The 25,460-nt window shown below is 71.7% G+C and carries 18 protein-coding genes; 9 read left to right on the forward strand and 9 right to left on the reverse strand.

Annotated elements, in window-relative coordinates; all coding sequences use genetic code 11:
• Window positions 1-48: 48 nt before the first annotated feature.
• The 3 genes from ACFYZL_RS30910 (at window position 49) to ACFYZL_RS30920 (ending at window position 2,958) form a co-directional block, all read left to right on the forward strand.
• Window positions 49-1,044: a DUF4349 domain-containing protein gene (locus ACFYZL_RS30910; RefSeq protein WP_388683528.1), complete on the forward strand. Its 996-nt coding sequence runs from the start codon at window positions 49-51 to the stop codon at window positions 1,042-1,044.
• Between the two features lie 63 nt (window positions 1,045-1,107).
• Window positions 1,108-2,490 (forward strand): FAD-dependent oxidoreductase, encoded by a 1,383-nt coding sequence (locus ACFYZL_RS30915; RefSeq protein WP_384758255.1) that lies wholly within the window; start codon window positions 1,108-1,110, stop codon window positions 2,488-2,490.
• A 231-nt stretch (window positions 2,491-2,721) separates the two neighbouring features.
• Window positions 2,722-2,958, forward strand: coding sequence for a hypothetical protein (locus ACFYZL_RS30920; protein WP_388683531.1), 237 nt, complete (start codon window positions 2,722-2,724; stop codon window positions 2,956-2,958).
• Between the two features lie 359 nt (window positions 2,959-3,317).
• Here the strand turns inward: ACFYZL_RS30920 and hemE are convergent, their stop codons facing one another.
• On the reverse strand, window positions 3,318-4,382 hold the full coding sequence (gene hemE, locus ACFYZL_RS30925; RefSeq protein ID WP_384743953.1) for a uroporphyrinogen decarboxylase: 1,065 nt from the start codon (window positions 4,380-4,382) through the stop codon (window positions 3,318-3,320).
• 91 nt (window positions 4,383-4,473) lie between these two features.
• Between hemE and ACFYZL_RS30930 the strand changes: the two genes are divergently transcribed.
• From ACFYZL_RS30930 to ACFYZL_RS30940, 3 genes are all read left to right on the forward strand, one after another.
• Window positions 4,474-5,130, forward strand: a complete 657-nt coding sequence (locus ACFYZL_RS30930; protein WP_384578325.1) for a DUF3000 domain-containing protein — start codon at window positions 4,474-4,476, stop codon at window positions 5,128-5,130.
• Between the two features lie 288 nt (window positions 5,131-5,418).
• Entirely contained in the window at window positions 5,419-6,081 is a 663-nt protein-coding gene (locus ACFYZL_RS30935) for a response regulator transcription factor (RefSeq protein ID WP_007267191.1), read from the forward strand.
• A 149-nt stretch (window positions 6,082-6,230) separates the two neighbouring features.
• Window positions 6,231-7,514, forward strand: coding sequence for an HRDC domain-containing protein (locus tag ACFYZL_RS30940; protein WP_388683533.1), 1,284 nt, complete (start codon window positions 6,231-6,233; stop codon window positions 7,512-7,514).
• 34 nt (window positions 7,515-7,548) lie between these two features.
• On the opposite strand, the gene ACFYZL_RS30945 is transcribed toward ACFYZL_RS30940, so the two are convergent.
• Window positions 7,549-8,730: an alpha/beta fold hydrolase gene (locus ACFYZL_RS30945; RefSeq protein WP_388683536.1), complete on the reverse strand. Its 1,182-nt coding sequence runs from the start codon at window positions 8,728-8,730 to the stop codon at window positions 7,549-7,551.
• A gap of 334 nt (window positions 8,731-9,064) precedes the next feature.
• On the opposite strand from ACFYZL_RS30945, the gene ACFYZL_RS30950 reads away from it, so the two are divergent.
• Window positions 9,065-10,291 carry a thiolase family protein gene (locus tag ACFYZL_RS30950; protein ID WP_382635862.1) on the forward strand — a complete coding sequence of 409 codons (1,227 nt, stop codon included), beginning with the start codon at window positions 9,065-9,067 and terminating at the stop codon, window positions 10,289-10,291.
• Entirely contained in the window at window positions 10,288-12,426 is a 2,139-nt protein-coding gene (locus tag ACFYZL_RS30955; RefSeq protein ID WP_384758364.1) for a 3-hydroxyacyl-CoA dehydrogenase NAD-binding domain-containing protein, read from the forward strand. Before ACFYZL_RS30950 ends, ACFYZL_RS30955 begins: the two co-directional genes overlap by 4 nt.
• Window positions 12,427-12,600: 174 nt before the next feature.
• On the opposite strand, the gene ACFYZL_RS30960 is transcribed toward ACFYZL_RS30955, so the two are convergent.
• The 7 genes from ACFYZL_RS30960 to ACFYZL_RS30990 form a co-directional block, all read right to left on the reverse strand.
• Window positions 12,601-13,602, reverse strand: coding sequence for an endonuclease/exonuclease/phosphatase family protein (locus tag ACFYZL_RS30960; RefSeq protein WP_388683540.1), 1,002 nt, complete (start codon window positions 13,600-13,602; stop codon window positions 12,601-12,603).
• Window positions 13,599-14,996, reverse strand: a complete 1,398-nt coding sequence (locus ACFYZL_RS30965) for a GDSL-type esterase/lipase family protein (RefSeq protein WP_388683543.1) — start codon at window positions 14,994-14,996, stop codon at window positions 13,599-13,601. The genes ACFYZL_RS30960 and ACFYZL_RS30965 overlap by 4 nt, the downstream gene beginning before the upstream one ends.
• Window positions 14,997-15,034: 38 nt before the next feature.
• Window positions 15,035-17,131, reverse strand: coding sequence for a glycosyltransferase (locus ACFYZL_RS30970; protein ID WP_384756334.1), 2,097 nt, complete (start codon window positions 17,129-17,131; stop codon window positions 15,035-15,037).
• A complete protein-coding gene (locus tag ACFYZL_RS30975; protein ID WP_384756331.1) occupies window positions 17,128-18,888 on the reverse strand; it encodes a stealth family protein in 1,761 nt (586 codons plus the stop codon). Before ACFYZL_RS30975 ends, ACFYZL_RS30970 begins: the two co-directional genes overlap by 4 nt.
• The gene (locus tag ACFYZL_RS30980; protein ID WP_384756329.1) at window positions 18,879-20,525 is read right to left on the reverse strand and encodes a sugar phosphotransferase; all 1,647 of its coding nucleotides are present in this window, start codon (window positions 20,523-20,525) and stop codon (window positions 18,879-18,881) included. Before ACFYZL_RS30980 ends, ACFYZL_RS30975 begins: the two co-directional genes overlap by 10 nt.
• A complete protein-coding gene (locus ACFYZL_RS30985) occupies window positions 20,518-22,149 on the reverse strand; it encodes a stealth family protein (RefSeq protein WP_384756343.1) in 1,632 nt (543 codons plus the stop codon). The genes ACFYZL_RS30980 and ACFYZL_RS30985 overlap by 8 nt, the downstream gene beginning before the upstream one ends.
• 155 nt (window positions 22,150-22,304) lie before the next feature.
• Window positions 22,305-24,011, reverse strand: coding sequence for a hypothetical protein (locus ACFYZL_RS30990; RefSeq protein ID WP_384756326.1), 1,707 nt, complete (start codon window positions 24,009-24,011; stop codon window positions 22,305-22,307).
• Window positions 24,012-24,251: 240 nt separating this feature from the next.
• Between ACFYZL_RS30990 and ACFYZL_RS30995 the strand changes: the two genes are divergently transcribed.
• Window positions 24,252-25,334: an LCP family protein gene (locus ACFYZL_RS30995; RefSeq protein ID WP_384578313.1), complete on the forward strand. Its 1,083-nt coding sequence runs from the start codon at window positions 24,252-24,254 to the stop codon at window positions 25,332-25,334.
• Window positions 25,335-25,460: the final 126 nt, after the last annotated feature.

Below are 25,460 nucleotides of genomic sequence, written 5' to 3' on the forward strand. Positions count from 1 at the left end.
GACGCACGTCGAAACGGCAACACCGGCCGATCCTCGGGGGTTTCAACGATGCGCGCACCACTCGGACACCGTTCCGCGGCCACCCTGGCCGCTCTCTCGCTCGCCGGGGCGCTCGCCCTGACCGGCTGCGCGGGAGGCTCGGGCGACGCATCCGCCGACAAGGCGGCGGTGGCGCCTCGCGAGGGCGCGGCCCAGGCCCCGGCCCCGGCGTCCCAGGGCAAGGGGGGCGCGGGCGCGGCGGCGCCGCCGGCGGCGGACAAGAACGGGCAGCAGCAGCCGGCCGCGGTCCGCCCGAACGTCATCCGCACGGCGACCCTCGGCATCGAGACGGCGGACCCGCAGAAGACCCTCGCGGCGGCCCGCACGGCGGCCGACGGGGCGGGCGGCTTCGTGGGCAGCGAGTCCACGAAGCGCGACGGGGACGGCCGGATGACCTCCACCCTGACCCTGCGGGTGCCCGGCGAGCGCTACGACGCGGTGCTCGGCGCCCTGGAGGGCAGCGGGAAGCTGCTGCACCGCAAGGTCGAGGCGCAGGACGTCACCGAGAAGGTGGCGGACATCGGCAGCCGGGTCGCCTCGCAGCAGGCCAGCGTGGCGCGGGTGCGGGAGATGATGGGCAAGGCCTCGGCGCTGAGCGACGTGGTGATGCTGGAGGGCGAGCTGAGCCGGCGCCAGTCGGACCTGGAGTCGCTGCTGGCGCAGCAGACGGCGCTGAAGGACCAGACCTCGATGGGCACGATCACCCTGGAGGTCTCCGAGCCGGCCGCGAAGCCGGCGGCGGGGAAGAGGGAGAAGGAGCCCACGTTCCTGGGGGCCCTGCAGGGCGGCTGGGACGTCTTCACGACGCTCCTGCGCTACCTGATGGTGGCGATCGGCGCGCTGCTGCCGTTCGCGGTGGTCGCCGCGGTGGCCGGGCTCGGGTACCGGTCGTACCGGCGGCTGCGGCCGGCGGCGCCGAAGGCCGCCCCGACCTCGGCGAGGGTCCCGGTGCCGGCGGCCCGCGCGGCGGGTACTTCGGAAACGGGAGCCGAGGTCCAGGACTGAACGCACGTTCGCACGTAGCGTGTCCACCATCTGGCGGGCGGCTGCGAAGGGGCGGTAGGGACCATGGCGAGGGAACGACTGGTGGTGGTCGGCGGGGACGCGGCGGGGATGTCCGCCGCGTCACAGGCCCGACGGCTCAAGGGTCCGGCGGAGCTGGAGGTCGTCGCCTTCGAGCGCGGGCACTTCACCTCGTACTCCGCGTGCGGGATCCCGTACTGGATCGGCGGTCGGGTCGCCGGGCGGGACGAGTTGATCGCCCGCACCCCCGAGGAGCACCGCGCCCGGGACATCGACCTGCGCACCCGCACGGAGGTCGTGGAGCTCGACCTGGCCGGGTCGCGGGTGCGCGCCCGCGATCTGGACACCGGATCCGAATCCTGGACGGGCTACGACAAGCTCGTCCTGGCGACGGGCGCCCGCCCCGTCCGCCCCTCGCTCCCCGGCATCGGCGCGCACGGGGTCCACGGCGTCCAGACCCTGGACGACGGGCAACGCCTGATGGACACACTGGAGCGGACGCAGGGCCGCCGGGCGGTCGTCGTCGGCGCCGGCTACATCGGCGTGGAGATGGCGGAGGCCCTGGTCGGGCGGGGCTACGAGGTCACCGTCCTGCACCGCGGCGAGCAGCCGATGGCCACCCTGGACCCGGACATGGGCAGCCTGGTGCACGGCGCGATGAACGACATGGGGATCGTCACGGTCTCGCGCGCCGAGGTGACGAAGATCCTCACCGACGAGGAGGGCCGGGCCCGCGCGGTGGCAACGGCGGCGGGCGAGGAGTACCCGGCGGACGTGGTCGTCCTCGGCATCGGCGTCGAGCCGCGCACGGCCCTCGCCCGCGCGGCCGGGCTCCCGCTGGGCCCCTCGGGCGGCATCCTCACGGACCTCTCGATGCGGGTCCGGGGCCACGGGAACATCTGGTCGGGCGGTGACTGCGTGGAGGTCCTGGACCTGATCTCGGGCCGCACGCGGCACATCCCCCTGGGCACGCACGCGAACAAGCACGGGCAGGTGATCGGCTCGAACGTGGGCGGCGGCTACGCGACCTTCCCGGGGGTCGTCGGCACGGCGGTGAGCAAGGTCTGCGACCTGGAGATCGCCCGTACGGGGCTGCGCGAGAAGGACGCCCGGGAGGTGGGGCTGCGCTTCGTGACGTCGACGATCCGCTCGACGAACACGGCGGGGTACTACCCGGGCGCGGCGGAGATGACGGTGAAGATGCTGGCGGAGCGGCGCACCGGCCGCCTCCTGGGCGTCCAGATCGTCGGAGGCGCCGGTTCCGCGAAGCGGGTGGACATCGCGGCGGTGGCCCTCACGGCGGGCATGACGGTCGAACAGGTCGTCTCCCTCGACCTGGGCTACGCGCCCCCGTTCTCCCCGGTCTGGGACCCGGTCCTGGTGGCGGCCCGAAAGGCCGTCACCGCGGTGCGGGCGGCGGGGGTCTAGCCAAGCGCCCTGCGGGCAGCTCCCCGGGCTCCGCCCGGACCCGGTCCTCAAACGCCGGACGGGGCGCGGGGTCCGGGGCGGAGCCCCGGGAAACGGAGGAAGGGCGGGGCGGTGAGCGGCTCCGCGCAGCGGCTGCCCGGAGGGGTCAGCGGGCCGCCGGCTCGGAGCGGACCAGTTGCGCAGGGCGAAGAGGCCGAGATCGGCCGGCCATCCCCGCGGATACACGGCCTCGTGGAGGACGATCGGGGACTGCGGGGCACCGGTCGGATCGTCCGCGTGGTGTACGGCCTGCCGAAGCTCCGCTCGTTCGACGGCGTCGTCCCCGTCGGTGAAGTAGTCGCGGGCGGCCTGGTGCATCTGCTCCGTGACCACCGGACCGTCCCCGTCCACGGGCTGCCCGACGTCGGTCGTGAGGATCCGCAGCGGTCGGTCCTGCCGGTCCATGTCACCGAGGACGTACACCCGTAGGTGGGCCGGGACGGCGAGGTACGCGTCCCGGAGCCGGGTCCGCCCGCTCTCGGTCGTGTCGCGTCGGTATGCGCCGACGGCCTCCCACAGCAGGTCGCGGGCCCTGGGCCGGCCGGCGAGGGCGGCGATCTCGTCGGCCACCTCCAGGAGGAAGGACCCGTCCGTCACCGGCTCCGGCCGGCGGGACTCCCACTTCGAAGCCGGTGGCTCCCAGCGCTCCGCGTCCGGCGGGGTGATCACGACCTTGCCGGAGGCGAGTCGTCCGCCGAGCCCGGCCGGCTATGCGAAACGTCGGTCCGTGCCATGTCATGCAGGGCACGGTACCGACGTTTCGATCTTGTCCGAAGCGGCTTTCCGGGTCAGCGGGCCGTCTTGGTGTGGACGTAGTCGACCAGGCGGGTCAGCGCGTCCGGGTTCGTCGTCGGGAGGACGCCGTGGCCCAGGTTGAAGACGTGGCCCTCCAGGCCGGAGGCCGCCGCCAGGACCTCGTCCGTCTTCGCCCGCACGGCCTCCTCGGTGGAGAAGAGGACGGCCGGGTCCAGGTTCCCCTGGAGCGCCTTGCCGGGGCCGACCCGGCGGACGGCCTCGTCCAGCGCGACCCGGTAGTCGACGCCCATGACGTCGGCGCCCGCCTCGCCCATCAGGCCGAGCAGCTCGCCCGTGCCCACGCCGAAGTGGATCCGCGGGACGCCGTACGAGGCGACGGACTCCAGGACCTTCGCCGACGCCGGCATCACCGACCGGCGGTAGTCGGCCGGGGCCAGCGCGCCGACCCAGGAGTCGAAGAGCTGGATCGCGGAGGCGCCGGCCTCGATCTGGACCTTCAGGAAGGCGGAGGTGATCTCCGCGAGGCGGTCCAGCAGGTCGGCCCACAGCTGCGGGTCCCCGTACATCAGGGCCTTGGTGTGCTCGTGGTTCTTGGACGGGCCGCCCTCGACGAGGTAGCTCGCGAGGGTGAAGGGCGCGCCCGCGAAACCGATCAACGGCGTGGAGCCCAGTTCACTCGTGAGCATGCCGATCGCCTCGGTGACGTACGTGACGTCCTCCGGGGTGAGGTCGCGCAGCTGTGCGAGGTCCTCGCGGCGGCGGATCGGCTGGGCGACGACGGGGCCGATGCCCGGCTTGATGTCCAGGTCGACGCCGATGGCCTTCAGCGGGACCACGATGTCGGAGAAGAAGATCGCCGCGTCCACGTCGTGCCGACGCACCGGCTGCAGGGTGATCTCGGTGACCAGGTCGGGGCGCATGCAGGACTCCAGCATGGCCGTGCCTTCGCGCACCTTGCGGTACTCGGGGAGCGAGCGCCCGGCCTGCCTCATGAACCACACCGGGGTGTGCGGCACCGGCTCGCGCCGGCACGCCTTCAGGAAGGCGGAATCGTACGTCTTGCTCGGCTGGCCCTGGGGCGTCTCGTTGGCACTCACGACCCAAATCTTCGCACGTATGAAGAAGTGCCCGGCCCGGCGCGGGTGTGGCTGCGCCGTACGGGCGCTCGTTCCGCCTAGTCTTCCCGGCATGGCTGCGGCTCAGGGACGATTTTCAGATGGCGCTGACGGTACGGACAGCGCGAAGGAGAGCTCCGTCCCGCTCCCGTTCCGGCGGGCGGTCGACGGCTTGAAGAAGGCGCGGCTGCGCACGGGGATCGAGATCGACCCCACCAAGCCGCCGCAGAGACTGGCGCCGTACGCCTACGCGCTGGAGGCGGCGGTCGTGGACGGGGAGGACGATCTGGCCGACGGCCGGCTCATCCTGCTCCACGATCCTTCCGGGCACGAGGCCTGGCAGGGGACCTTCCGGCTGGTGACGCTCGTACGCGCCGAACTGGAGCCGGAGATGGCCGCGGACCCCCTCCTCCCCGAGGTGTGCTGGTCCTGGCTGACGGGGGCGCTGGAGGCGCGCGGGCTGGCGTACGGGGAGGCGAGCGGGACCGTGACCATGGCCGGCTCGCACTACTTCGGCGGGCTCGCGGAGCGGCGTCCCGCGACGCAGATCGAGATCAGGGCCTCGTGGACGCCCCGCGAGGGGGTGGGCGGGGTGCCGGACACCTCGGCGCACCTGTCGGCGTGGTGCGAGCTGCTCTGCCAGATCGCGGGGCTGCCGCCGGTGGGTCCGACGGACACGGTTACGGGAGTGGTCTCCCTGCCACAGCGGCGGGGTCCGCACCACCCGTAGGCCCGGGGCCGTACGGACGCGCGAGGCGCTGCGTACGGATGTACGGAGCGCCGGGGAACAACCTGTCGAAGCCCGCAACAAGGTGTCGGAACGCGGCATCCGTTGCGGGCTTCTGATCACCCTATGATCGATCGTGCGTCCGAATTGCCCGAATTGTTACTCACCAAATCGTGATCATTCCCTAAAGCCGGGCGGGTGACGTGCCGAAGGAGTCAGTGACCATCCGCACGGTTCGCACCGGCTTCCTTCCCCGAGCCGGCCGTCCCGCCACTCCCCCAGGAGGCCTAGGTGTCCGTTCTTCTCGAGCAGCCCGCAAGCCTGGTCGCCTACCGCCCGAACAAGCCGACGGCCATGGTCGTCGTGGCCGACCCGCGCGTCCGTTCCACCGTGACCCGCCATCTGTGGGCGCTCGGAGTTCGTGATGTGATCGAGGCTTCGTCCATCGCGGAGGCCCGCCCCCGCGTCGGCAGCCCGCGCGACATCTGCGTGGCCGACGTCCACCTGCCCGACGGTTCCGGTCTCACCCTGCTCTCCGAGACCCGCGCCGCCGGCTGGCCCAACGGCCTGGCCCTGTCCGCCGCCGACGACATCGGCGCCGTCCGCAACGCCCTCGCGGGCGGAGTGAAGGGCTACGTCGTCACCGGCACCCGGACCAACATCGGGCTCCCCACCCGGCCCGGCGCCGCCCCCATCGGTGCCGCCGCCGCCCGTATGCACCGCCGCCCCCCGGGTGCCCCGAGCCACCCGGGCGGCTACCGCGAGCTCTCCGGCCGCGAGGTCGAGGTCCTGCGCCTCGTCGCGGAGGGCCAGTCCAACAAGGCCATCGGCGTCTCGATGGGCCTGTCCGCCCTGACCGTCAAGTCCCACCTGGCCCGGATCGCCCGCAAGCTGGGCACCGGCGACCGCGCCGGCATGGTCGCCGTCGCCCTGCGGACCGGGATCATCCACTGAACGCGGGCGGCCGGAACCCCCGGATAGACGGCCGGGAAGCCCCCGACGGACTCCCCGTGGACTCCCCGCCAACTCCTCGTATATCGATCGCGCCCGTCGACGGAACGTTCCGGCGACGGGCGCGGCGCATCCACGGATACCCTTGAGCGGTGACCGACGCCCAAGAGACCGCAGCAGACCTGCGCACCACCACCGGGGGCGGCCCCCCGGACGAAGTCGTCAGTTCGTCCGATGGGCCGCCGATTCCGTTGCTCGAACCCCGTGAGGGCATCCCTCCCGTCGTCGCCGACGCCGAGGCCCTCGCCTCGGTGGTCGCGGCCTTCGCCGCGGGCACCGGACCCGTCGCCGTCGACGCCGAGCGCGCCTCCGGATACCGCTACGGCCAGCGCGCCTACCTGGTGCAGCTGCGCCGCGAGGGCGCGGGCTCCGCGCTGATCGACCCGGTGGGCTGCCCCGACCTTTCCGCGCTGGGCGAGGCCCTGTCCGGTACCGAGTGGATCCTGCACGCCGCCACCCAGGACCTGCCGTGCCTGCGGGAAATAGGCATGCGGCCGACCTCGCTCTTCGACACGGAGCTGGCGGGCCGGCTGGCCGGCTTCCCCCGGGTCGGACTGGGCGCGATGGTCGAGAGCGTGCTCGGCTACGCGCTGGAGAAGGGCCACTCCGCCGTCGACTGGTCCACCCGTCCGCTCCCGGAGCCCTGGCTGCGCTACGCCGCGCTGGACGTGGAACTGCTGGTGGACCTGCGGGACGCGCTGGAGAAGGAGCTCGACCGGCAGGGCAAGCTCGAATGGGCCCACCAGGAGTTCGACGCCATCGCCTCGGCCCCGCCCGCCCCGCCGCGCAAGGACCCGTGGCGGCGCACCTCGGGCATGCACAAGGTGCGCCGGCGCCGGCAGATGGCGGTCGTACGGGAGCTGTGGGAGTCCCGGGACCGGATCGCGCAGCGGCGTGACGTGTCGCCCGGCAAGGTGCTGGGCGACGCCGCGATCGTCGAGGCCGCGCTGGCGCTGCCGGTGAACGCGCAGGCGCTGTCGGCGCTGCCCGGCTACGGCCAGCGGATGGGCCGGCGTCAGCTGGAGCAGTGGATGGCGGCCGTGGACCGGGCGAAGGCCCTGCCCGAGAACGAACTGCCGCAGCCGGGGGCGAGCCCGGCCGGTCCCCCGCCGCCGCGTTCGTGGGCGGACAAGGACCCGGCCGCCGCGGCCCGGCTGGCGGCGGCCCGTACGGCCGTTTCGGCGCTCGCGGAGGGGCTGAACCTGCCCCAGGAGAACCTGATCACCCCGGACACGGTCCGCCGGCTGTGCTGGGAGCCGCCGCAGCGCGTCGGGGCGGACTCGGTGTCCGCGGCCCTGGCGGGCTACGGCGCCCGCCCGTGGCAGATCGAGCAGGTGACCCCGGCCCTGGTCACGGCCTTGGCCGCGACCGCCTGACCGGCCGGCACGTCCGGGAACGCGTGCGGGGTCCTCACTCCAAGGGGGTGAGGACCCCGTCCTGGTCCCTCTCGTAGCTGCCGGAGGTCGCGCCCTCGACCTTGCCGAACTCCAGCCAGTGGTAGGACATGGTGTGCAGCAGCTTCGACGCCTCCTTCTCCCAGACGGCCTGGTGCCCTGCACAGGCGATCTTGAACATCAGTTTGTTCGGTCCGGGGATGGCCTTGTAGAGCTCGGGCACCGAGAAGTACAGCAGGCCCAGATTGGGCGCCGTGTTGACGGTCGAATCGTGCTCCCCGTAGACGATGCACACGGGTACCGAATCCCCGAGCACCCCGTGCAGCGGCACCGTGGTGGAGTTCCAGCCCCACCAGAATGAGTTCCGGATCCGGTTCAGCCCCTGCGGGGGCCCGGCAGGGCCTCCCCACCCGGCGCCGACCGTGTCGGCGGCCATCATCGCCTTCCACACCTCGTCGACCATGGCGCTCTCACGCTGGTCGGTGCACTTCACGTCCTTGTCCCACGCTGCGCGCAAGCCGTCCTTCGTGCCGACGCTCATCGGGAAGCCGAAGGTGGCCGGCGGCTTGGACACCGGCAGCGGCACCGGCGCGCCGAAGTCGGTCCCGGGCGCGCTCGCCCTGCCGTTGGGAGGGAAGATCGGCGCGAGCAGGAAGAGGCTGCGGACCTTGCCGGGATTCTGGATCGCGTAGGGACCGAACACCTGGGAGGCCGCCGACCAGCCGATGAGGTCGACCTGGTCGGCTCCGGTCTTCTCCAGGATGAAGTCGACGACCGTGTCCACCTCGTCCCAGTCGCTCTGCGAGTTGTTCAGCTGGGAGGCGTAGTTCACGGGGCCGTCGTACCGCACGGCGTCCGGGTGGGGCACCAGGAGGCCGCGCTGTGCTTCCGTCGGCTGGACGTTCTTCGGGTCGTCCATCTTCGGGCGGGTCGAAAGCCCGGAGCCCTGGAGTTCCATCACGAAGACGTCGTAGTCCTTCTTCGCGAGCTCCTCGGCCCAGCTGTACTTCTTGTACTGCAGGTCGAAGCCCGCCAGGGCCGGGACGCTCCTGCCGTGCAACATCAGGACGGGCCTGCTCTGATCGCCCCCCGGCGTGCCGTTGCGCCTTCGAACGAAAAGCTTGACGGGGTCGCCCGCATTCGCCGGCATGGTCGATGTGTGGTCCACGTAGTAGTCCTTGAGCGTGGGTGTCGCCACAGCCGTGCTCCGTTCCGTCGGTCGGGTCCGGGGCGGACGCCCGAGACCGGGGCCAGAATCCGCAAGCGTGTGCGCCCGACGTCCTCGACGTGGCCGTGGGGACACATGTCCGACCCGTTCGGGTAGCCCGGGGCGCGCCGATCGGCCGGGCGCACCCCGGGGGCGCGAGGGGCTCACGGGGTTTCTGCCGGTGTGACCTTCGCCGCTGTTCGGGGAGGGGGTGTGCACAAGGGTTACCCGCAAGTAGCATGGGCCGGGTGAGCGGGCGCTCAGTGACGTAAGCCGAGCATGCCCCCGCGCAGCAGCGCCATCCCGTACCTGGAGGAGAGCCAACGTGCCTCGTACCGTCAGGGACGTCGTCTTCGTCGACGGCGTCCGCACCCCGTTCGGCAAGGCGGGCCCGAAGGGCATCTACCACGAGACCCGCGCCGACGACCTCGTCGTGAAGGCGATCCGGGAGCTGCTGCGCCGCAACCCGGACCTGGACCCCAAGAAGATCGACGAGGTCGCCATCGCCGCGACCACCCAGATCGGCGACCAGGGCCTGACGCTGGGCCGCACCGCCGGCATCCTCGCGGGCCTCCCGCAGTCCGTCCCGGGCTACTCCATCGACCGCATGTGCGCCGGCGCGCTGACCGCCGTGACCGCCGTCGCGGGCGGTGTGGCCTTCGGTGCGTACGACGTCGCCCTCGCCGGCGGCGTCGAGCACATGGGCCGCCACCCCATGGGCGAGGGCGTCGACCCGAACCCGCGCTTCGTCTCCGAGAAGCTGGTCGACGAGTCCGCCCTGTTCATGGGCATGACCGCCGAGAACCTGCACGACCGGTACCCGACGATCACCAAGCTCCGCGCCGACGAGTACGCCGTGCGCTCGCAGGAGAAGGCCGCCAAGGCGTACGCCGACGGCAAGATCCAGCAGGACCTGGTCCCGATCTCGGTGCGCAACACCAACGAGGCGGCCGGTGAGACGGGCTGGGGCCTGGTCACCACCGACGAGCCGATGCGCCCGGGCACCACGCTGGAGAACCTGGCGAACCTGAAGACCCCGTTCCGTACGCACGGCCGGGTCACCGCGGGCAACGCCGCCGGTCTCAACGACGGTGCCACCGCCGCGATCATCGCCTCCGAGGACTTCGCCCGCGAGAACAACCTCCCGGTCAAGATGCGCCTCGTCTCGTACTCCTTCGCGGGTGTCGAGCCGGAGGTCATGGGCTACGGCCCGATCCCGGCCACCGAGAAGGCCCTCGCCCAGGCCGGCCTGTCCATCGAGGACATAGGCCTGTTCGAGATCAACGAGGCCTTCGCGGTCCAGGTCCTCGCGTTCCTGGAGCACTACGGCATCGCCGACGACGACGCCCGCGTGAACCAGTACGGCGGCGCCATCGCCTTCGGTCACCCGCTCGCCTCCTCGGGCGTGCGCCTGATGACGCAGCTGGCCCGTCAGTTCGAGGAGCAGCCGCACGTCCGCTACGGCCTGACCACCATGTGCGTCGGCTTCGGCATGGGCGCCACGGTCATCTGGGAGAACCCGAACTTCAACGCCGAGGGAGACTCCAAGTGAGCACCACCGCTGAGCTCCTGAAGGGCGCGGCCGAGCTGTTCCCGGACGAGGTCGTCACGTCCGCGCACGTCCGTCACCTGGACCTGCCGTTCGGCGCCGGGCGCTTCGCGCTCATCACGCTGGACAACGGCTTCGACCACACCAAGCCGACCACCTTCGGCCCGCAGTCCCTCGCCAACCTGAACGCGGCGATCGACCAGGTCGAGCAGGAGGCCCTCGCGGGCTCCATCGTCGGTGCGGGCATCACCGGCAAGCCGTTCATCTTCGCGGTCGGCGCCGACCTCAAGGGCGTCGAGCTGCTGAAGAAGCACGACGAGGCGCTCGCCATCGGCAAGGGCGGCCACGACGTCTTCAAGCGCCTCGCCGCGCTGGCCGTCCCCACCTTCGCGTACTACAACGGCGCGGCGATGGGCGGCGGTGTCGAGGTCGGTCTGCACTGCTCGTACCGCACCGTCTCCAAGGCCATCCCGGCCTTCTCGCTGCCCGAGGTCTTCCTCGGTCTGGTCCCGGGCTGGGGCGGCTGCGCCATCCTCCCGAACCTGATCGGCGCGGAGCGCGCGGTCTCGGTCATCATCGAGAACTCGCTGAACCAGAACCGCCAGCTGAAGGGCAAGCAGGTCTTCGAACTCGGGATCGCCGACGCGATCTTCGAGGGCGCCGACTTCCTGGAGCAGTCCCTGCTGTGGACCGCCCGCGTCCTCACGGGCGAGACCGAGGTCGTACGCGCCGAGGTCGACCGCGGCGAGGCCTGGGACGCGGCCGTCGCCAAGGGCCGCGCCATCGCGGACTCCAAGGTGCACGGCGCCGCTCCGGCCGCCTACCGCGCGCTGGACATCATCGCCGCGGCCAAGGACGGCGACCTGCAGGCCGGCTTCGACGCCGAGGACAAGGCCCTGGCCGACCTCATCATGGGCGGCGAGCTGCGCTCCGGCATCTACGCCTTCAACCTGGTCCAGAAGCGCGGCAAGCGCCCGGCCGGCGCCCCGGACAAGTCCCTGGCGCGCCCGGTCACCAAGGTCGGCGTCGTCGGCGCGGGCCTGATGGCCTCGCAGCTGGCGCTGCTCTTCCTGCGCCGCCTGGAGGTGCCGGTGGTCCTCACCGACATCGACCAGGAGCGCGTGGACAAGGGCGTGGGCTACGTCCACGCCGAGATCCAGAAGCTGCTCGGCAAGGGCCGCATCAACCAGGACAAGGCCAACCGCCTGACCGCCCTGGTGACGGGTGTCCTGGACAAGGCCGAGGGCTTCGCGGACGCGGACTTCATCATCGAGGCCGTGTTCGAGGAGATGTCCGTCAAGCAGAAGGTGTTCGCGGAGGTCGAGGCGGTCGCCCCGGCGCACGCGATCCTCGCCACCAACACCTCCTCGCTGTCGGTGTCGGAGATGGCCTCGAAGCTCCAGCACCCGGAGCGCGTCGTCGGCTTCCACTTCTTCAACCCGGTCGCGATCCTCCCGCTGCTGGAGATCGTCCGCGGTGAGCAGACCGACGACGCCTCGCTGGCCACGGCCTTCGGCGTCGCCAAGAAGCTGAAGAAGACCGCGGTCCTGACGAAGGACGCCCCGGCGTTCGTCGTGAACCGCATCCTGACCCGCTTCATGGGCGAGATCCAGAACGTCATCGACGAGGGCACCCCGGTCGTCACGGCGGAGAAGGCCATCGAGCCGCTCGGCCTGCCGATGTCCCCGCTGGTGCTGCTGGAGCTCGTCGGCCCGGCGATCGGTCTGCACGTCTCCGAGACCCTGAACCGCGCCTTCCCGGAGCGCTTCACCGTCTCCCCGAACCTCGCGGCCGTCGTCAAGGCCGGCAAGCGCGGCTTCTACGTCTACAACGCGGAGAACGGCTTCAAGCCGGAGCTCGACCCCGAGGTCGCCGCCCTCCTGGTGCAGGGCGACTCCGTCCTGACGGAGGAGCAGGTCCGCGACCGCGTCCTGGACGCGGTGGCGCAGGAGATCGGCCTGATGCTGGAGGAGGGTGTCGTGGCCGAGGCCCAGGACATCGACCTCTGCCTCATCACGGGCGCCGGCTGGCCCTTCCACCTGGGCGGCATCACGCCGTACCTGGACCGTGAGGGTGTCTCGGAGCGCGTGAACGGCAAGAAGTTCCTGGCCCCGGGCGTGGCGAGCGTTCCCGCGTAACCACGGCCCGGCCACACGGAAGCGGGGGGGGGGGGGGGGCGGGCGGGGGGGGGGGGGGGGGGGGGGGGGGGGGGGGGCCGGCCCCGGCGCCCCCGCCCCCCCCCCCCCCCCCCCCCCCCCCCCCCCCCCCCCCCCCGCTTCCGTGTGCGCCTGCCGGTCGGCCCGGGGTTGCCGTCACACGGCGGGGCGCAGGCTGAACCGGGCCTTCATCATGGCGTGGTCGGACTCGGGGAAGGTCGTCACCCGGGTGGGCTCGGCCCTGGTGAGGTGCCAGGCGTCCGCGAAGATGTAGTCGATCTTGCGTTCCTCGGCCGTCGGCGCGCCGTTTCGGCACCGGTCGGTCGTCTCCGGCCGGCAGACCACTCCGCCGGTGGAGCCCTTGGTGAACCACTCCTTGTTGTTGTCGTCCGCCTCGAAGAAGCGGCTCTCGTAGAGGTAGGTCAGCGCCGAGGAGTTGGGCTGCTGGTTCAGGTCCCCGGCGATCAGCGTCGGCACCCCGCGCGGGAAGGACTCCTCGTCGTCGAGCCATTCCCGCAGTTCCGCGATCTGGTTGGGCGACTTGGCGTTGGTGTGGGTCGTGCAGGCCTTCAGGGGACGGCCCGCGAGCGTCGTGGTGAGGCACAGCAGTCCCCGGCGCACCTCGACGGTCCGGCCGCGACCGGTGTAGGTCTCGTTGCCCGTGTCGGCGTAGCGCCGGTTCTCCGTGACGGGCTTCTTGGCCGCCTTGCGGACCAGGAGGGCGGCGCCGAAGGCCCCGGAGCCGCCGCATTTGTCGACGTTGTTCTGGGCTTCGCCGAATCCCCCGTCCATGGGGGTGCCCATGGCGTCGAGCTTGCGCCGCAGCGCCTGGTACTGGCTCTGGCAGATCTCGTTCAGGCTGATCACGTCGGGCGAGAAGTCCGCCGCCTCGCGCAGGACCCGGTCGACGGAGGTGCCGCTGCCGCTGCCGCCGGCGTTCCACGGGCAGCCTTCGGCGGCGCCGCACATGTTGTAGTGCATGACCCGTACGTCCTGGTCCTGCGCCCTCGGGGTCTGCTGCCGCGGCCGGGGCAGGGCCGCGGCGTCGACGCCGTCCGAAGGCGGAACCAGGAGGATCGCCGCGATCAGCGCCGCGGACAGCGCCATGGCCGCGGCGATCCAGCCGATCCAGCTCTTCGGGACGGCTCCGGCGCTCACCAGGCCCCGAGGAACGGCCGGTGCGGGCACACCGGCTCCGCGCAGTGGTGACGGGAGGCGCCGGCGGCGCGTACGGGGCTGTGGTCGGGCAGGCCGACGACCTTGAAGTCCCGGACGGCGGCGGGCGATTCCAGGGCGCCGAACAGGGCGATGGCCTGGACCTGGAAGTGGCCGGCCTTCCACTGGTGGTTGTGGGTGAAGGACCAGTCGCCGTTCTCGTCGACGGCGGTGGCGCCGATCAGGGTGCCCCGCTCCATCAGGACGATCTTCTTGACGCCCTTGGCGGCCTTGCCGCCGAACCGGACCTTCGGGCCGCTGAATCCGCCGGCCTTGGGCGCGGTGATCGTGGGCGCCGGTACGTCGGTCATCACCGAGAAGGACACCTCGGCTACCGGGGTGCAGCCGTCGCCGCGCAGGCCGACGCACTGGACCACGTGCTCCCCGGCCGTCCAGTTGACCGACCTGCGCCAGATCCACTGGCCGTTGGCACCGACCCGGGTGCCGCCGATGTACTGGCCGTGCTCGAAGAAGAGCAGGTAGTCGGTGCCTGGGGCGGCCATGCCGGAGAACTTGGTCATCGGGCCGACCAGCCAGCCGTTGCCCGGCTTGGCGATGGCCGGGGCCACGCCGCTGCGCTGGGCGTAGTGCAGCGCCGACTCCGGGGACTGGATCAGGAACTCCTGCGACACGGGGGGCATCACGGTCGGCTCCATGAGGCGCGGTACGTCGACGTCCTCCTTGGCCAGGACCTGGTTGTGCACCAGGCCGGTGACGACCATCCGGGCCACCTCGTAGGCGCCGGGGTGGTTCAGGTGCGAGGAGTCGATGTTCCCGTCGGGGTGCAGGGGGTGCTCGCCCGCGTCGACCCAGCAGAAGTACTGGCGCAGCCGGCTCGGGCCGATCTGGGCCCACAGCTCGGTGGTCTGGCGGAAGAGGTCGATGAACGGCACGCCGATCTCGGCGGCCACCGCGGCCATCGCGGCGGGGTAGTCGCCGCGGGTGTTGAGCACCTCGCCATGGGGCGTGAAGGCGTAGCGGGAGATCGCGCTGGCGAAGACCGGGATGCCGCCCTCCTCGCGGATGTACTGGACGAAGAGCCGCAGCAGCTCCTGGTACTCGGGGACCGGGACGTACCGCATGCCGTTGTGGATCATGTGGTCGACGCCGCCGAAGCCGATGATCACCACGTCGCCGCGCACCATGCGGTTGAGCAGGGCGTAGAAGCGCTCCGTGTAGTACTTGCGCGTGGTCATGGCGCTGCGCGCGTAGTTGGCCACCTCGATGGGGCCGACGAGGAGCTCCTCGATCTTCTGCCCCCACCCGGCCATGGGTGCCTCCTCCTCGGTCCGAGGAGCGGGGACGGAGTCCCCGAGGACGAATATGGTGCGTTTCATTCCGTTCCAATCCGAAGGAGCGTCCGGGCACGCCCCGGCTAGCGGTCGACCACGTTCATGGCCATGGCGCCCGACATCGACGTGTAGGGCCGGACCCGTACCGGGCGCGCCGGATGGACGACGAGCCAGGGCGAGGCCGTGTCCCCCGGCAGGGGAACGGCCGGGTACGCCAGCGAGCTCTTGACGTCCGGGTAATCCTCCAGCAGGCGGCAGACGCGGACCTTGCCGGGGGTGTCGGGATCGGGCTGGAGCCACCAGTCCCAGTCCTCCCAGCGCTCCAGACGGTAGTCGACCGCGCTCTGCAGCGGCACCTCCGCGTGGAAGGCCTGGTTCCCGAGCAGGTGCACCGGTACGTCGAACTGGGCCCGGTGCTCACCGCGCCGCGCGATCACGAAGCGCGCCCCGGACAGCAGCGGCTGCGCGCCGCACACCACGCCCGTGACGCCGATCGACTCGTCGAGGACGTGGACGCCGGTGCTCTCCACGTGGACGTCGCGCAGGACGGTACGCAGCATCAGCTTGCCCGAGGGCTGGGCGTAGGGGAGGTTCCAGCCGATGGCGGGCACGAACGGGTCGGCGAGCAGCTGCTCGCGGGCCTCGATCAGGACCCGGGTGTCGCGGATGCCCGCCTTCAGGTGGACGGTCTCGCCGCGGTCGTTGCGGGCCATGACGCGCCAGCGGCCGTCGCCGAGGTGGTCCAGGGCCTCGGGCCCGATCGCGGCCTCGTAGCGGATGCCGCCCTGCGGGAGGTCCTTGTCGGTGGTGCGCAGTTCCAGGTCGGGCCGTGCCGTGCCGTCGCCGGCGCTGTGGCGCAGCACGTAGTTCCACTCGTGCCGTTCGTCGGGTCCGTCGGTGGAGAAGCGCAGCCGGCCGCCCGGATCGGCGGTGACGTGGCACAGGGCGGTCTTCAGGGAGGACGGGGGTGCGGTCTCCCCGGAGGGGCGGCCGAGCGGCTTGGCCGTCGGGGCGCGGTACTTGGAGTTCGCGGCCCGCTTGGCGGCGACCTTCTCGAACAGCTCGACGTACCGTCCGGCGACGGCGGAGGGGTCGTAGCGGGCGGAGTTGCGCAGCGCGGCCTGGCTCATCCGGTGTCGCAGCACGTCGTCTGCCATGAGGCTGCGCAGGCCCTCGGCGATGGCGTCGACGCTGCCGTTGGCGACGAGGAGGCCGTCCTCGCCGTGGCGCAGGATCTCGCGGGGGCCGACGGGGCAGTCGGTGGAGACCACGGGCAGGCCGCAGCGCATCGCCTCCACCAGCGTCATGCCGAAGGACTCCTCGCTGGAGGTGACGGCGGCGATGGAGCCCTTGGCCCACTCCGACTCGATCGGCGAGAAGCCCCCCATGAGCAGGGCGCGGCCCGCCAGGCCGAGTTCATTGACCAGCCCCCGCATCTTGGCGGCCTCGCCGCCGTCGCCGTAGATGCGCAGCTGCCAGTCCGGGAACTCGGCGGCGAGCCGGCCGAAGGCGCGGATCAGCAGGTCGTACCGCTTGACGTGGTGCATGCGGCCGGCGCTGACGATGATCTTGCCGAGCCCCTGGGAGGGGGCGACGACCGGCCGGGGCACGCTGTTGGGGATGCCCACGACGGGCAGGCCGGGGATGGGCGTGTGGGCGCGGAAGGACTTGGCGTCGGCGTCGGTGACGGTGGTCACGGCGTCGAGCCGCGGGTACACCCGGGCCATCTCGGCGCGTACGGCCGCGGGGATGGCCAGGTGCGTCATGTGCTCCTGGGCGACGCGCAGCGCGGAGTCGCGGGTGTACTGGGCCACGAACAGGTTGAGGCTGGGCCGGGTGCCGATCACCACGTCGGCCTTGGTCTTGGCGAGGTCGGCGATGATCCGCTCGTCGGAGAGCCGGCTGTACTGCGCGAAGAACTCCTCCTGGCGCGGTACGACGGTGCTGGGCTCCTTCAGGCCCGGGTCCCCCTGGTCTGCTCCCGCCTTGCCCGCCCTCAGGTCGAGCAGGGCGCGGACCGTGACCTGCGGGGAGATCTGGAACTTCGTCGCTCCGGCGCGCCGGAAGACGGAGACGATCTCGACCTCGTGGTCGGCGGAGAGCGCTTCCGCGAGGTTGATGACGGTCCGGTTGGTGCCGCCGATGCCGTAGATGTTGTTGATCAGGAAGGAGATCTTCACGGGGTACGGGACTCCTTCCGCTCGAAAGAACTGGGTATCGGGTAGTACGCGTCGAGGAACCGGCCGACCATGCGCTCCTGGCGTTCGGTGTCGCGGCCGTCGGAGACGGTGTCGTTGATGCAGAACGCCTGCCGGTCGCGGGCGGCCAGCAGGATGCCGAGCCGCCGCTCGATCTCGGGCCGGGCCAGGTCGAGGTAGGCGAACTGGATGTCCGAGGGGACCGCCCGGCCCGTGAAGTACGCGTAGTAGTGGTAGAGCGAGGACGGTATGGAGATGTCGGTGGCGCTGCGGAAGCGGCTCATCGTGGTGGCCCGGTGCCAATCGGCGAACTCGGCCTCGATCTCGTAGAGCACGCTGCGGCGCAGCGGGTACGGGGCGTGGCGCAGCTTCTGCACGATGGTGGGGCCGAAGCGCTGCTCGATGAGCGTGCGGTTGTTCTTGCCCGCCGCGTCGACCGGGCGGTCGGCGTGGTTGACGTCCCGCTGCGGGACTTGGGACGGGGACCAGAACAGCCGGGTCGAGCCGTTGGACAGGAAGAAGTCCTGGGGGGTGACGGGCCGTCCGAGGAACATGTCGTCGTTGAAGTAGAGGAAGTGCTCGGACAGTCCCTCGATGTGGTGCAGCCGGCTCTCGATGGCGTGCGAGTTGAAGGTGGGCAGGGCCCTGGGGTCGTCGAAGATCTCGGAGTGGTCGACGACGGTGATGCGCGGGTTGTTCTCGTCGAGCCAGTGGGGCCGCTGCCGGTCGGTGACGAGGTAGATGTGCCGGACCCACGGCGCGTGCTGCTCCAGCGCGCGCAGGGAGTAGCGCAGCTCGTCGCGGCTGATGAAGCGGGCGGCGTTCGCCGACTCCTCGTGGTAGCCGCCGAATTGGACTTCCTGCTTGCGGCGCTGCCAGGCCAGGTCGTTGCCGTCGACCCACGTGTAGACCACGTCGATGGGGAAGCGGACGTCTTCGGGCAGGGCCGCGGCGTACGGCTCGATGGTGCGCACCGCGCGGGTGCGACGGGTGTGGCGGGAGGCGAAGCCGGTGAGGCTGCTGACCGGCACCGAGACGCGCGGGGCCCCCTCGGCGACCTCCTCGGTGACGCGGTTGGGGCGGGGCGCGACGAGCAGGCCGTCCTCGGGCGTCCAGAACTCGATGTCGCAGCCGTATTCGAGGCCGAGGGCCAGGGAGCCGCCCGGGTCGCGCCAGACCATGCCGACGCGGACCACGGAGGCGCCGTCGTAGATGCGCCGGCCGCGGCGAGAGCCGCTGAGCACGGGGGTTTCGCCGGTGGCCCGGTCGCCGCGCTTGACGTACAGCGGGGAGAGCCGCTCGCTGGCGACCAGGGCGTCGCGCACCCGTGCGCGGTCGTGCGCGGAGACGGCGAGACAGGCCCTGAAGTCGCTGGCCCCGCGGACGGCGAAGTAGTCGATCCCGGCGTCTTCGAGCATCCAGACGGCCAGTTCGAGGTTGGCCTCGCGCAGCCCGAGCGGGGAGGCGGTCGGGCGGACCAGGGAGATCAGGGCTCCTTGGTCCAGCAGGGTCGCGAGCCTTTCGTCGCCGTTGAACAGGTGCGGCCAGCGCCGTCGGGCCTGGGCGGCGCGCAGCGCCCGGCGGATGCCGAGGCCCGTCTGGAGGCGGCGCAGGAGCCGCTTGACGAGGGTGCGCAGCCGCATCGGGACGCGCGCCGCGATCTTGCCGCGCAGGGAGGCGGACAGCAGGGTGCGGTAGAGCCCGACGGCGGCCGAGGCCTCCGGGTTGATCACTGCCACGGGTCGCTCCCGCCGGTGGGGGCGTATTGCTCGGGTGCCCGGTCGGATGGCTGCTCGAACGGGCTGGGCACGGGGAAGTACCTCTGCAGGAAGTCCACGACCAAGGAGGTCCCGCCGGCCGTGCGGGCTTCGGCGGAGCCGAGGCCGGACAGCTGCAGGCACTGGGTGTCCCGGCGTACGAGCAGCCGCTCCAGGTGGCGCTTGATGCCGGGCAGGGCGGCGTGCAGCGTCATGATGGGTTCCCCGGAGGGGTCGGCGAAGCCGGACGAGTGGGCGGCGTGGTGGATCAGCCCGTCCAGGGGGTGGGTGCCGGCCAGTTCGGGGGCGACCTGGGTGTCCACCACGTACGCGGCCGGGTCGAGCGTGTCGGAGAGCGCGGCCAGCACCTCCCGCGCGTACGGCTGGGGGCCCGAGGCGTAGCCGTGCCCGACGACGGTGTGGGTGTAGGAGTACGCGGTCAGGGACCAGGGCGCCTCGGCCTCGGCGGCGTTCCACGGACCGCGCCGGGGCCGGGTCCCGCCGAGCGGGGAGAAGAAGTCGAAGGCGCGCACGGGGCGGGTGAACAGGGCGCCGGGGCGCATCAGCAGGAACTGGTCGGAGAGGCCGGGGATCCGGTGCAGTCCGGTCTCGGCGTTCCAGTCCGCCGACCAGACGGACAGCCGGTCGTCGATGCGCACCCAGTCGGGGAGCGGCGCGAGCGCCACCACGTGGACCATGTCGATCCAGGGGGCGTTCTGGTGGATGGAGCGCAGGGCGGCGCGCAGGAGTTCCTCGGCCCAGGGGGTGGCGTGCTGCCACAGCAGGACGGCGTCCACCCCGAAGGTGATCTCTTCGATGCGGGGGATGTCGAAGCCCTCGTGGGTGACGGTGATCTCGCCGTCGCTGCCGATGTCGGCGTATCCGGTCAGACGGTCCAGGGTGACCTCGGTGCGGCCCCCGCCCTCGGCGGGGACCACGCGCTGCACGCGGTTGGGGCGCGGGCCGACCAGGCGGGGAGTCTCCAGGGCGTTGTTGACGGTCCAGAACTCGATCTCGATGCCGAGGTCGTCGCCGATCCACAGGGTGCGGGTGGGGTCGGTGCGCAGCCAGGTGAGGCGGATGACGCGCTGCTTGGCGTAGTTCGCCCAGGCCTTGACGTGGCTGCCGGGGATCTTGGCGCCGTCGGTGTTCGAGGGGGACACGCCGACGACGTACCCGGTCTGGACCTCCAGCAGGGCGCGCATGACGCGGCTCACGGCGGCCTTGTGTTCCTGGGGCACGGCGATGGCGATGCGGCGGTCGTCGAGGGCGGGCACCGCGAACCACGGGATGCCCTCGTTGTCGAGCACGCTGGAGACCAGGTAGTGGTCGGTGCGGCGGGAGAGTTCCGGCGTCAGCCCGGGGTGGATGTGGGCGACGCGCCCGTCGGGGGCGGTGGTGGTGCCCTCCGGCAGGTAGCTGAAGTCCTCTTCGCGGACGCGCTTGAGGGCCCGCTGGTGGTGGCGGGACTCGCGGTTGGCCAGCGTCCGCGCGAGCCGGCGCTTGACTTTGCCCCGCACGCTCGGCGGGACCTTGCTGGCGGCGACGGCGCGCACCGGTTGGGGTACGAGCTTCTGGTAGATGTTCGCGGCGGAGCCGACCGAGCCCGGTTCAGCCATGTCGATCGCTCCTTGTCAGTTCGTAGGGGCTTGGGGTGGGGAAGTACGCGTTGAGGAATCCGTCCAGGACCTCCGTCTGCGCCTCCAGGTCCTCCGGGGTGGAGAAGGCGTCGTTGAGACAGAAGGAGTCCTTGTCCCTTCCGTCCAGCAGCCGCTGGAGCCGGTCCGCGAGGTCGGGCACCGCGAGCTGGAGGTAGGTGAAGGGCATCGAGCCCGGCTGGGCCCGTCCGCTCAGTGCCGCGTAGTAGAGGGCGAAGGACGAGGTGGGCGAGAGGTCCGTCATGGCCCGGAAGCGGCTGGCGGACGTACGGGCCCACGCCTCGGGGAAGTCGGCCTCGGCCTCCTCCATGGCGCTCCTGCGCAGGGCGTAGGGGATGTGCTCCATGGGCTGGGTGATGACGCGTCCGAACCGGCGCAGCAGCAGCGCCCGGTTGTTCTTGCAGGCCGCGTCGACCGGGGTGTCGGTCTCCACGACCGGTCCCTGCGGGATGCGGTTGCGGGAGGGGAAGTACTTCGCGGTGCCGGTCGGGGTGAAGAAGGCGTGGGGTGCGACGAGCCGGCCCATGAACATGTCGTCGTTGAAGTAGAGGAAGTGCTCGGCGAGGCCGGGTATGCGGTGGAGCTGGCTCTCGATGGAGTGCGAGTTGAAGGTCGGCAGGTCGGCCGGGTTGCGGAAGATCTCACGGTGGCTGACGACGCGGATCCCGGGGAGGTCCTGGCGCAGCCAGGCCGGCACCTGGTCGTCGGTGACGATGTAGATGTTGCGGATCCACGGGGCGAACAGGTACAGCGAACGGATCGAGTAGCGCAGTTCGTCGCGGCTGATGAAGCGGGCGTCGCTGGCGGACTCGGCGTGGTAGACCTCGCCCTTGGCGGAGGCCTTGCGGGCCTTCCAGGCCGGGTCCTCTCCGTCGACCCAGGTGTACACGGCGTCGACGGGGAAGGTGATGTCCTCGGCTCCCGGAACCATGAACTCGGGCCGCGTCGTCAGGGCCGGGGCGGCCTCGTCGGAGCGCACGCCGGAGACGAAACGGCTGAAGAGGCGGGCGGCGCCGAAGATGCTCGGGCCGTCCGCCGCGATGGACCAGGCCACCCGGTTGGCGCGGGGGGCGACGAGCCGGTCGCCCTTGCGGGCCCAGAACTCGATGGCGCAGCCGTACTGGTGGCCGAGGACCAGGTGGCCGCCGGGGTCGGTCTGGTACCAGCTGATCTGGATGCCGATCGCGGTGCGGACCTCGTTCCAGGCCTCGGGGCTCTCGCTGCGGCGGACGGCGGGCGCGCGCACGGCGTCGGGCTTGAGGACGGACACGTAGCCCGGGTGCTGGGAGAGGAAGCGGAAGACGGCTTCGAGGACCCGGTCGCGGTCGTCCTCGCAGACGCCGATGACGGTGCCGTGGTCGTTGGTCCCGCGGACCGCGAAGTAGGGGACTCCGGTGTAGTCGAGCAGTCCGGCGATGACCTTCCGGTTCTCCTCGCGGGCACCCAGAGGCCGCACCGCGGGGTGGACGTACGCCTCGTCGCCCGCGTCCCCCACACGGATCTTCAGCGGCCCGGCCGCCGGGCGCCGATCGGTCTCGGTGCGACGACCACCGCCGTAGCCGGCCTGAGTGGCGTATCCAGGCATCGCGGTCATGCTGCCTCCGTGCAGTAGTACATGTCGCCCGACTGCAGGGCCCCCGACGCACCACTGCTTTACAAAATCCAGGTAAACAAAATCTACCTTCGGACTTAAGCGATCCTTACCGGAAACGGGATGATCCCCGTCACTGCGAGAACGGGTCAGACAGTCAGCCACCCGCCGAGCGCCAGCCCCTGCTGGTTCGGGTCCTGCCGGGCGACGTCGAGCCGTCCGTCGGGCCCCAGCGAGGCGACGACGAGGTTCCCGAAGGCGTCGAGCGCCCCCGCCGGCTCACCGATGCCCGGTTCCCCGGACAATTCCCACCACAGGCCCGACTGTTCGTGTCCGGTGACGCACGCGCCGATCGCCGTGGGGCCCTCCGCGGAGCGCTGGAGAAGCACCGTGCAGTCGTAGCCGTCGACGAAGGCCCGCAGCGCGGTGACCCCGTGCCGGCCGGTACCGCCGACGGAGGCGGCCATCCCGTCGGTCCGGAAGGCGTAGAGGCCCCCGTCCCGCGCGTCGCACCCGTACACCGTGGCCAGACCCGGCCCGGTGCCGAGGGCGGACAGCGGCGTGCCGTCCGCCGCGATCAGCGGGAGCCGGGCGTCACGGGTCTGGCGCATCTTCTTGTCGGGGCCGCGGCTCCAGCGCCCGACGCCGCTCGCCGTGGGTGCGAAGACCTCCGGGAGGCCGTCGTCGCCGAGCACGGCGCCGAAGCCTTCGAGGACCTTGCTGCCGACGAGGTCGGCCCACGAGCCCCAGACGCCCTTCTTGTCCTGGGAGCGGCCGGTCATGTACTGGCCGAAGTTGCGGGTGAAGACGTGGACCCCGCCGTGGAGGTCGGCGGTCACCACGGGCACCCCGAGCTCACGGCCGCGGTCCGTGTGGCGGCCGTGCGGGTTGCCCAGCGAACGCCAGTCCGCCAGCGGACGGCCCGTCTGGTACTGCACGGCGTGCATGACCTCCACCACCGCGCTGCCCGACTCCTCGGGCGTACGGGAGAGGGAGACCAGGTGGACCCAGCCCTCGGGGGTCTGTGAAACCGAGAGCACCGGGAGCAGCGGCGGGGTGTCGAGCCGCAGCCGGGTCCACTCGGAGCCGCCCGCGGTCTTCTCGGTCCACCGCACGACGCCGCCGTCGACGGCGGCGTAGGCGGTGAGCCGCCCGTCGGACCCCCGGGTCAGCCAGAGCCGGCGGCCGGGGTAGCGGTCGACGGCGGCCGGCGGGAGCGTGGTCTGCTCGCAGGACGCGGCCGTACGGAAGGACTGGACGACCAGCGGGCCCTGCCGGTCCTCGTCGGCCCGGCGGGCGACGGCCTCCAGGACGGCCTGCGCCACGGCGGTGTGCTCCGGGTGGTCGGAGCGTTCGGCTCCGGTGGCGGCGTCGTAGGCGGTGTGCGCCGGGTCGGGGTCGAGGGTGCACAGGCGGGTGGGTTCGAAGCGGTCGATCAGCGCGTCGGCGCAGTCGACGAGCTCGTCGGGGGCGCCGGGCCGCAGCCGGACGGGCCCTTCGACGAAGCAGACCTGGACGTCCGGGGCCGCGGCCATGGTGTGGATCCGCAGCTGGAGCGTCTCGTCGCCCGCGGCGAGCCGTTCGACGTGCTCGTCCCAGGCGGATCCCCGCCCGAGGGCGTCCAGGAGGGCGCGGCGCCCGCGCGCGTCCTGCGCCGCCAGGCTCACGACGGCGAGGGCGCCGCCGGAGTCGCCCGCCGTGCGCAGCAGCTCGGGGCCGGTGATGACGAGGGCGTCGGCGGGGTGGGCGACGAGGTGGAGGGCGGCGCCACGGGTGGCGGGCCGCTGCGGGGAGGCCGAGGCGGTTCGGCGTCGACCGGTCGCCGACCGCTCGCTGCGACCCGAGCCCCTTGCCACTCGCCTGCTCCTCTATTGCTCAGCCCCATACACCCGAACGGCAAACTTACTTCATACTTACGGGTGATCCAACCTTGGATCATTTGAACAATCGCCACAGGGCGAGGACACTGTTCCGCCCGAAAAAGCGGACATATGCCCCGTCGTACTGCATCGATCGGGGACACCCGGTCGAAACTTTGTCTATAGTGCACGGTCAGCAAACCGCTTGCCGGCCAGCCGATTTGAGGACCCGCCCCAATGAGCCATGACGTCATGACCCCGGGCCCGCGCGAGGCGCAGACGGGCTCCGACAGCGCCGGCAGGCGCGTACGGCGCCGGCGCCGGCCGCTGCGGATCATCGGGCTGACGCTGGTGGTCCTGCTCCTGCTGGCGGCGGGCGCGGGGTGGTGGGCGTACAGCCACCTCGACGGCAACATCTCCAGCGTCGACCTGGACAAGGCGATCGGCGACAACCGCCCGCAGAAGGTGGTCGCCGGCGCGCAGAACGTCCTCGTGCTCGGTTCCGACTCCCGGGCCGGGGCCAACGGTGAGCTCGATCACGGCGACGTCAGTGGTGCCCGCTCGGACACCACGATGCTGATCCACATACCCGAGGGCCGCTCCAAGGCGACCGCGATAAGCATCCCCCGCGACACCCTGGTGACCCGGCCCGAGTGCAAGGACGAGGACGGCAAGGCGGTCCCGTCCCAGAAGCGCGTCATGTTCAACAGCATCTTCCCGGTGGCCGGTCCGGCCTGTGTGGTCAACACCGTGGAGCAGATGTCCGGCGTCCGCGTGGACCACTTCGTCGTGGTCGACTTCGCCGGCTTCAAGGGACTGGTGGACGCCCTCGGCGGCGTGACCGTCAAGCTGGACAAGCCGATCAAGGGCGGGCTCAACCTGGATGCGGGCGAGCACCGGCTGAACGGCACCGACTCGCTCAAGTTCGTCCGTACCCGGCACGGCTACGCCGACGGCAGCGACCTCGGCCGCATCAGCCTCCAGCAGACCTTCATGATGGGGCTGCTGAAGGAGATCAAGAACCAGGACGCCTTCGGCAACCCGGCGCGCCTCTACAAGCTCGCCGACGCCGGCACCAAGTCGCTCACCACCGACTCCGACCTCGCCTCCCTCACCGCTCTGGCCGACTTCGCCAAGAGCATGAAGGGCGTGGACCCGGACACGATGGAGACGATCATGCTGCCGGTCGCCTACGACAAGGTGGACAAGAACCGCGTGGTCGTCGCCGAGCCGCAGGCCACCCAGCTGTGGGACGCCCTCCGCAAGGACGAGAAGATCCCGGCCGCCGCGAAGGACTCCCCCGCCAAGGGCACCGGCTGACGGGCCTCGCACGCGCAGACGAAGGAGCCGGGGGGCCGGGGGGGCCCGGCGGGCGGGGCCGGGGGGGGGGGGGGGGCCCGGGGGGGGGGGGGGGGGAGGTGGCGTACGGGCCGGCCAGGCCGAGGC

This window comes from Streptomyces sp. NPDC001717 (genome assembly GCF_042892775.1).
GTDB lineage: Bacteria > Actinomycetota > Actinomycetes > Streptomycetales > Streptomycetaceae > Streptomyces.

What these genes read in the sequence shown, in the direction of transcription:
- ACFYZL_RS30910 (WP_388683528.1), top strand. Translation starts at nt 49, where the DNA reads ATGCGCGCACCACTCGGACACCGTTCCGCGGCCACCCTGGCCGCTCTC.
- ACFYZL_RS30915 (WP_384758255.1), top strand. Translation starts at nt 1,108, where the DNA reads ATGGCGAGGGAACGACTGGTGGTGGTCGGCGGGGACGCGGCGGGGATG.
- ACFYZL_RS30930 (WP_384578325.1), top strand. Translation starts at nt 4,474, where the DNA reads ATGGCTGCGGCTCAGGGACGATTTTCAGATGGCGCTGACGGTACGGAC.
- ACFYZL_RS30965 (WP_388683543.1), bottom strand. Translation starts at nt 14,996, where the DNA reads ATGAAACGCACCATATTCGTCCTCGGGGACTCCGTCCCCGCTCCTCGG.
- ACFYZL_RS30980 (WP_384756329.1), bottom strand. Translation starts at nt 20,525, where the DNA reads ATGGCTGAACCGGGCTCGGTCGGCTCCGCCGCGAACATCTACCAGAAG.
- ACFYZL_RS30985 (WP_384756343.1), bottom strand. Translation starts at nt 22,149, where the DNA reads ATGCCTGGATACGCCACTCAGGCCGGCTACGGCGGTGGTCGTCGCACC.
- ACFYZL_RS30995 (WP_384578313.1), top strand. Translation starts at nt 24,252, where the DNA reads ATGAGCCATGACGTCATGACCCCGGGCCCGCGCGAGGCGCAGACGGGC.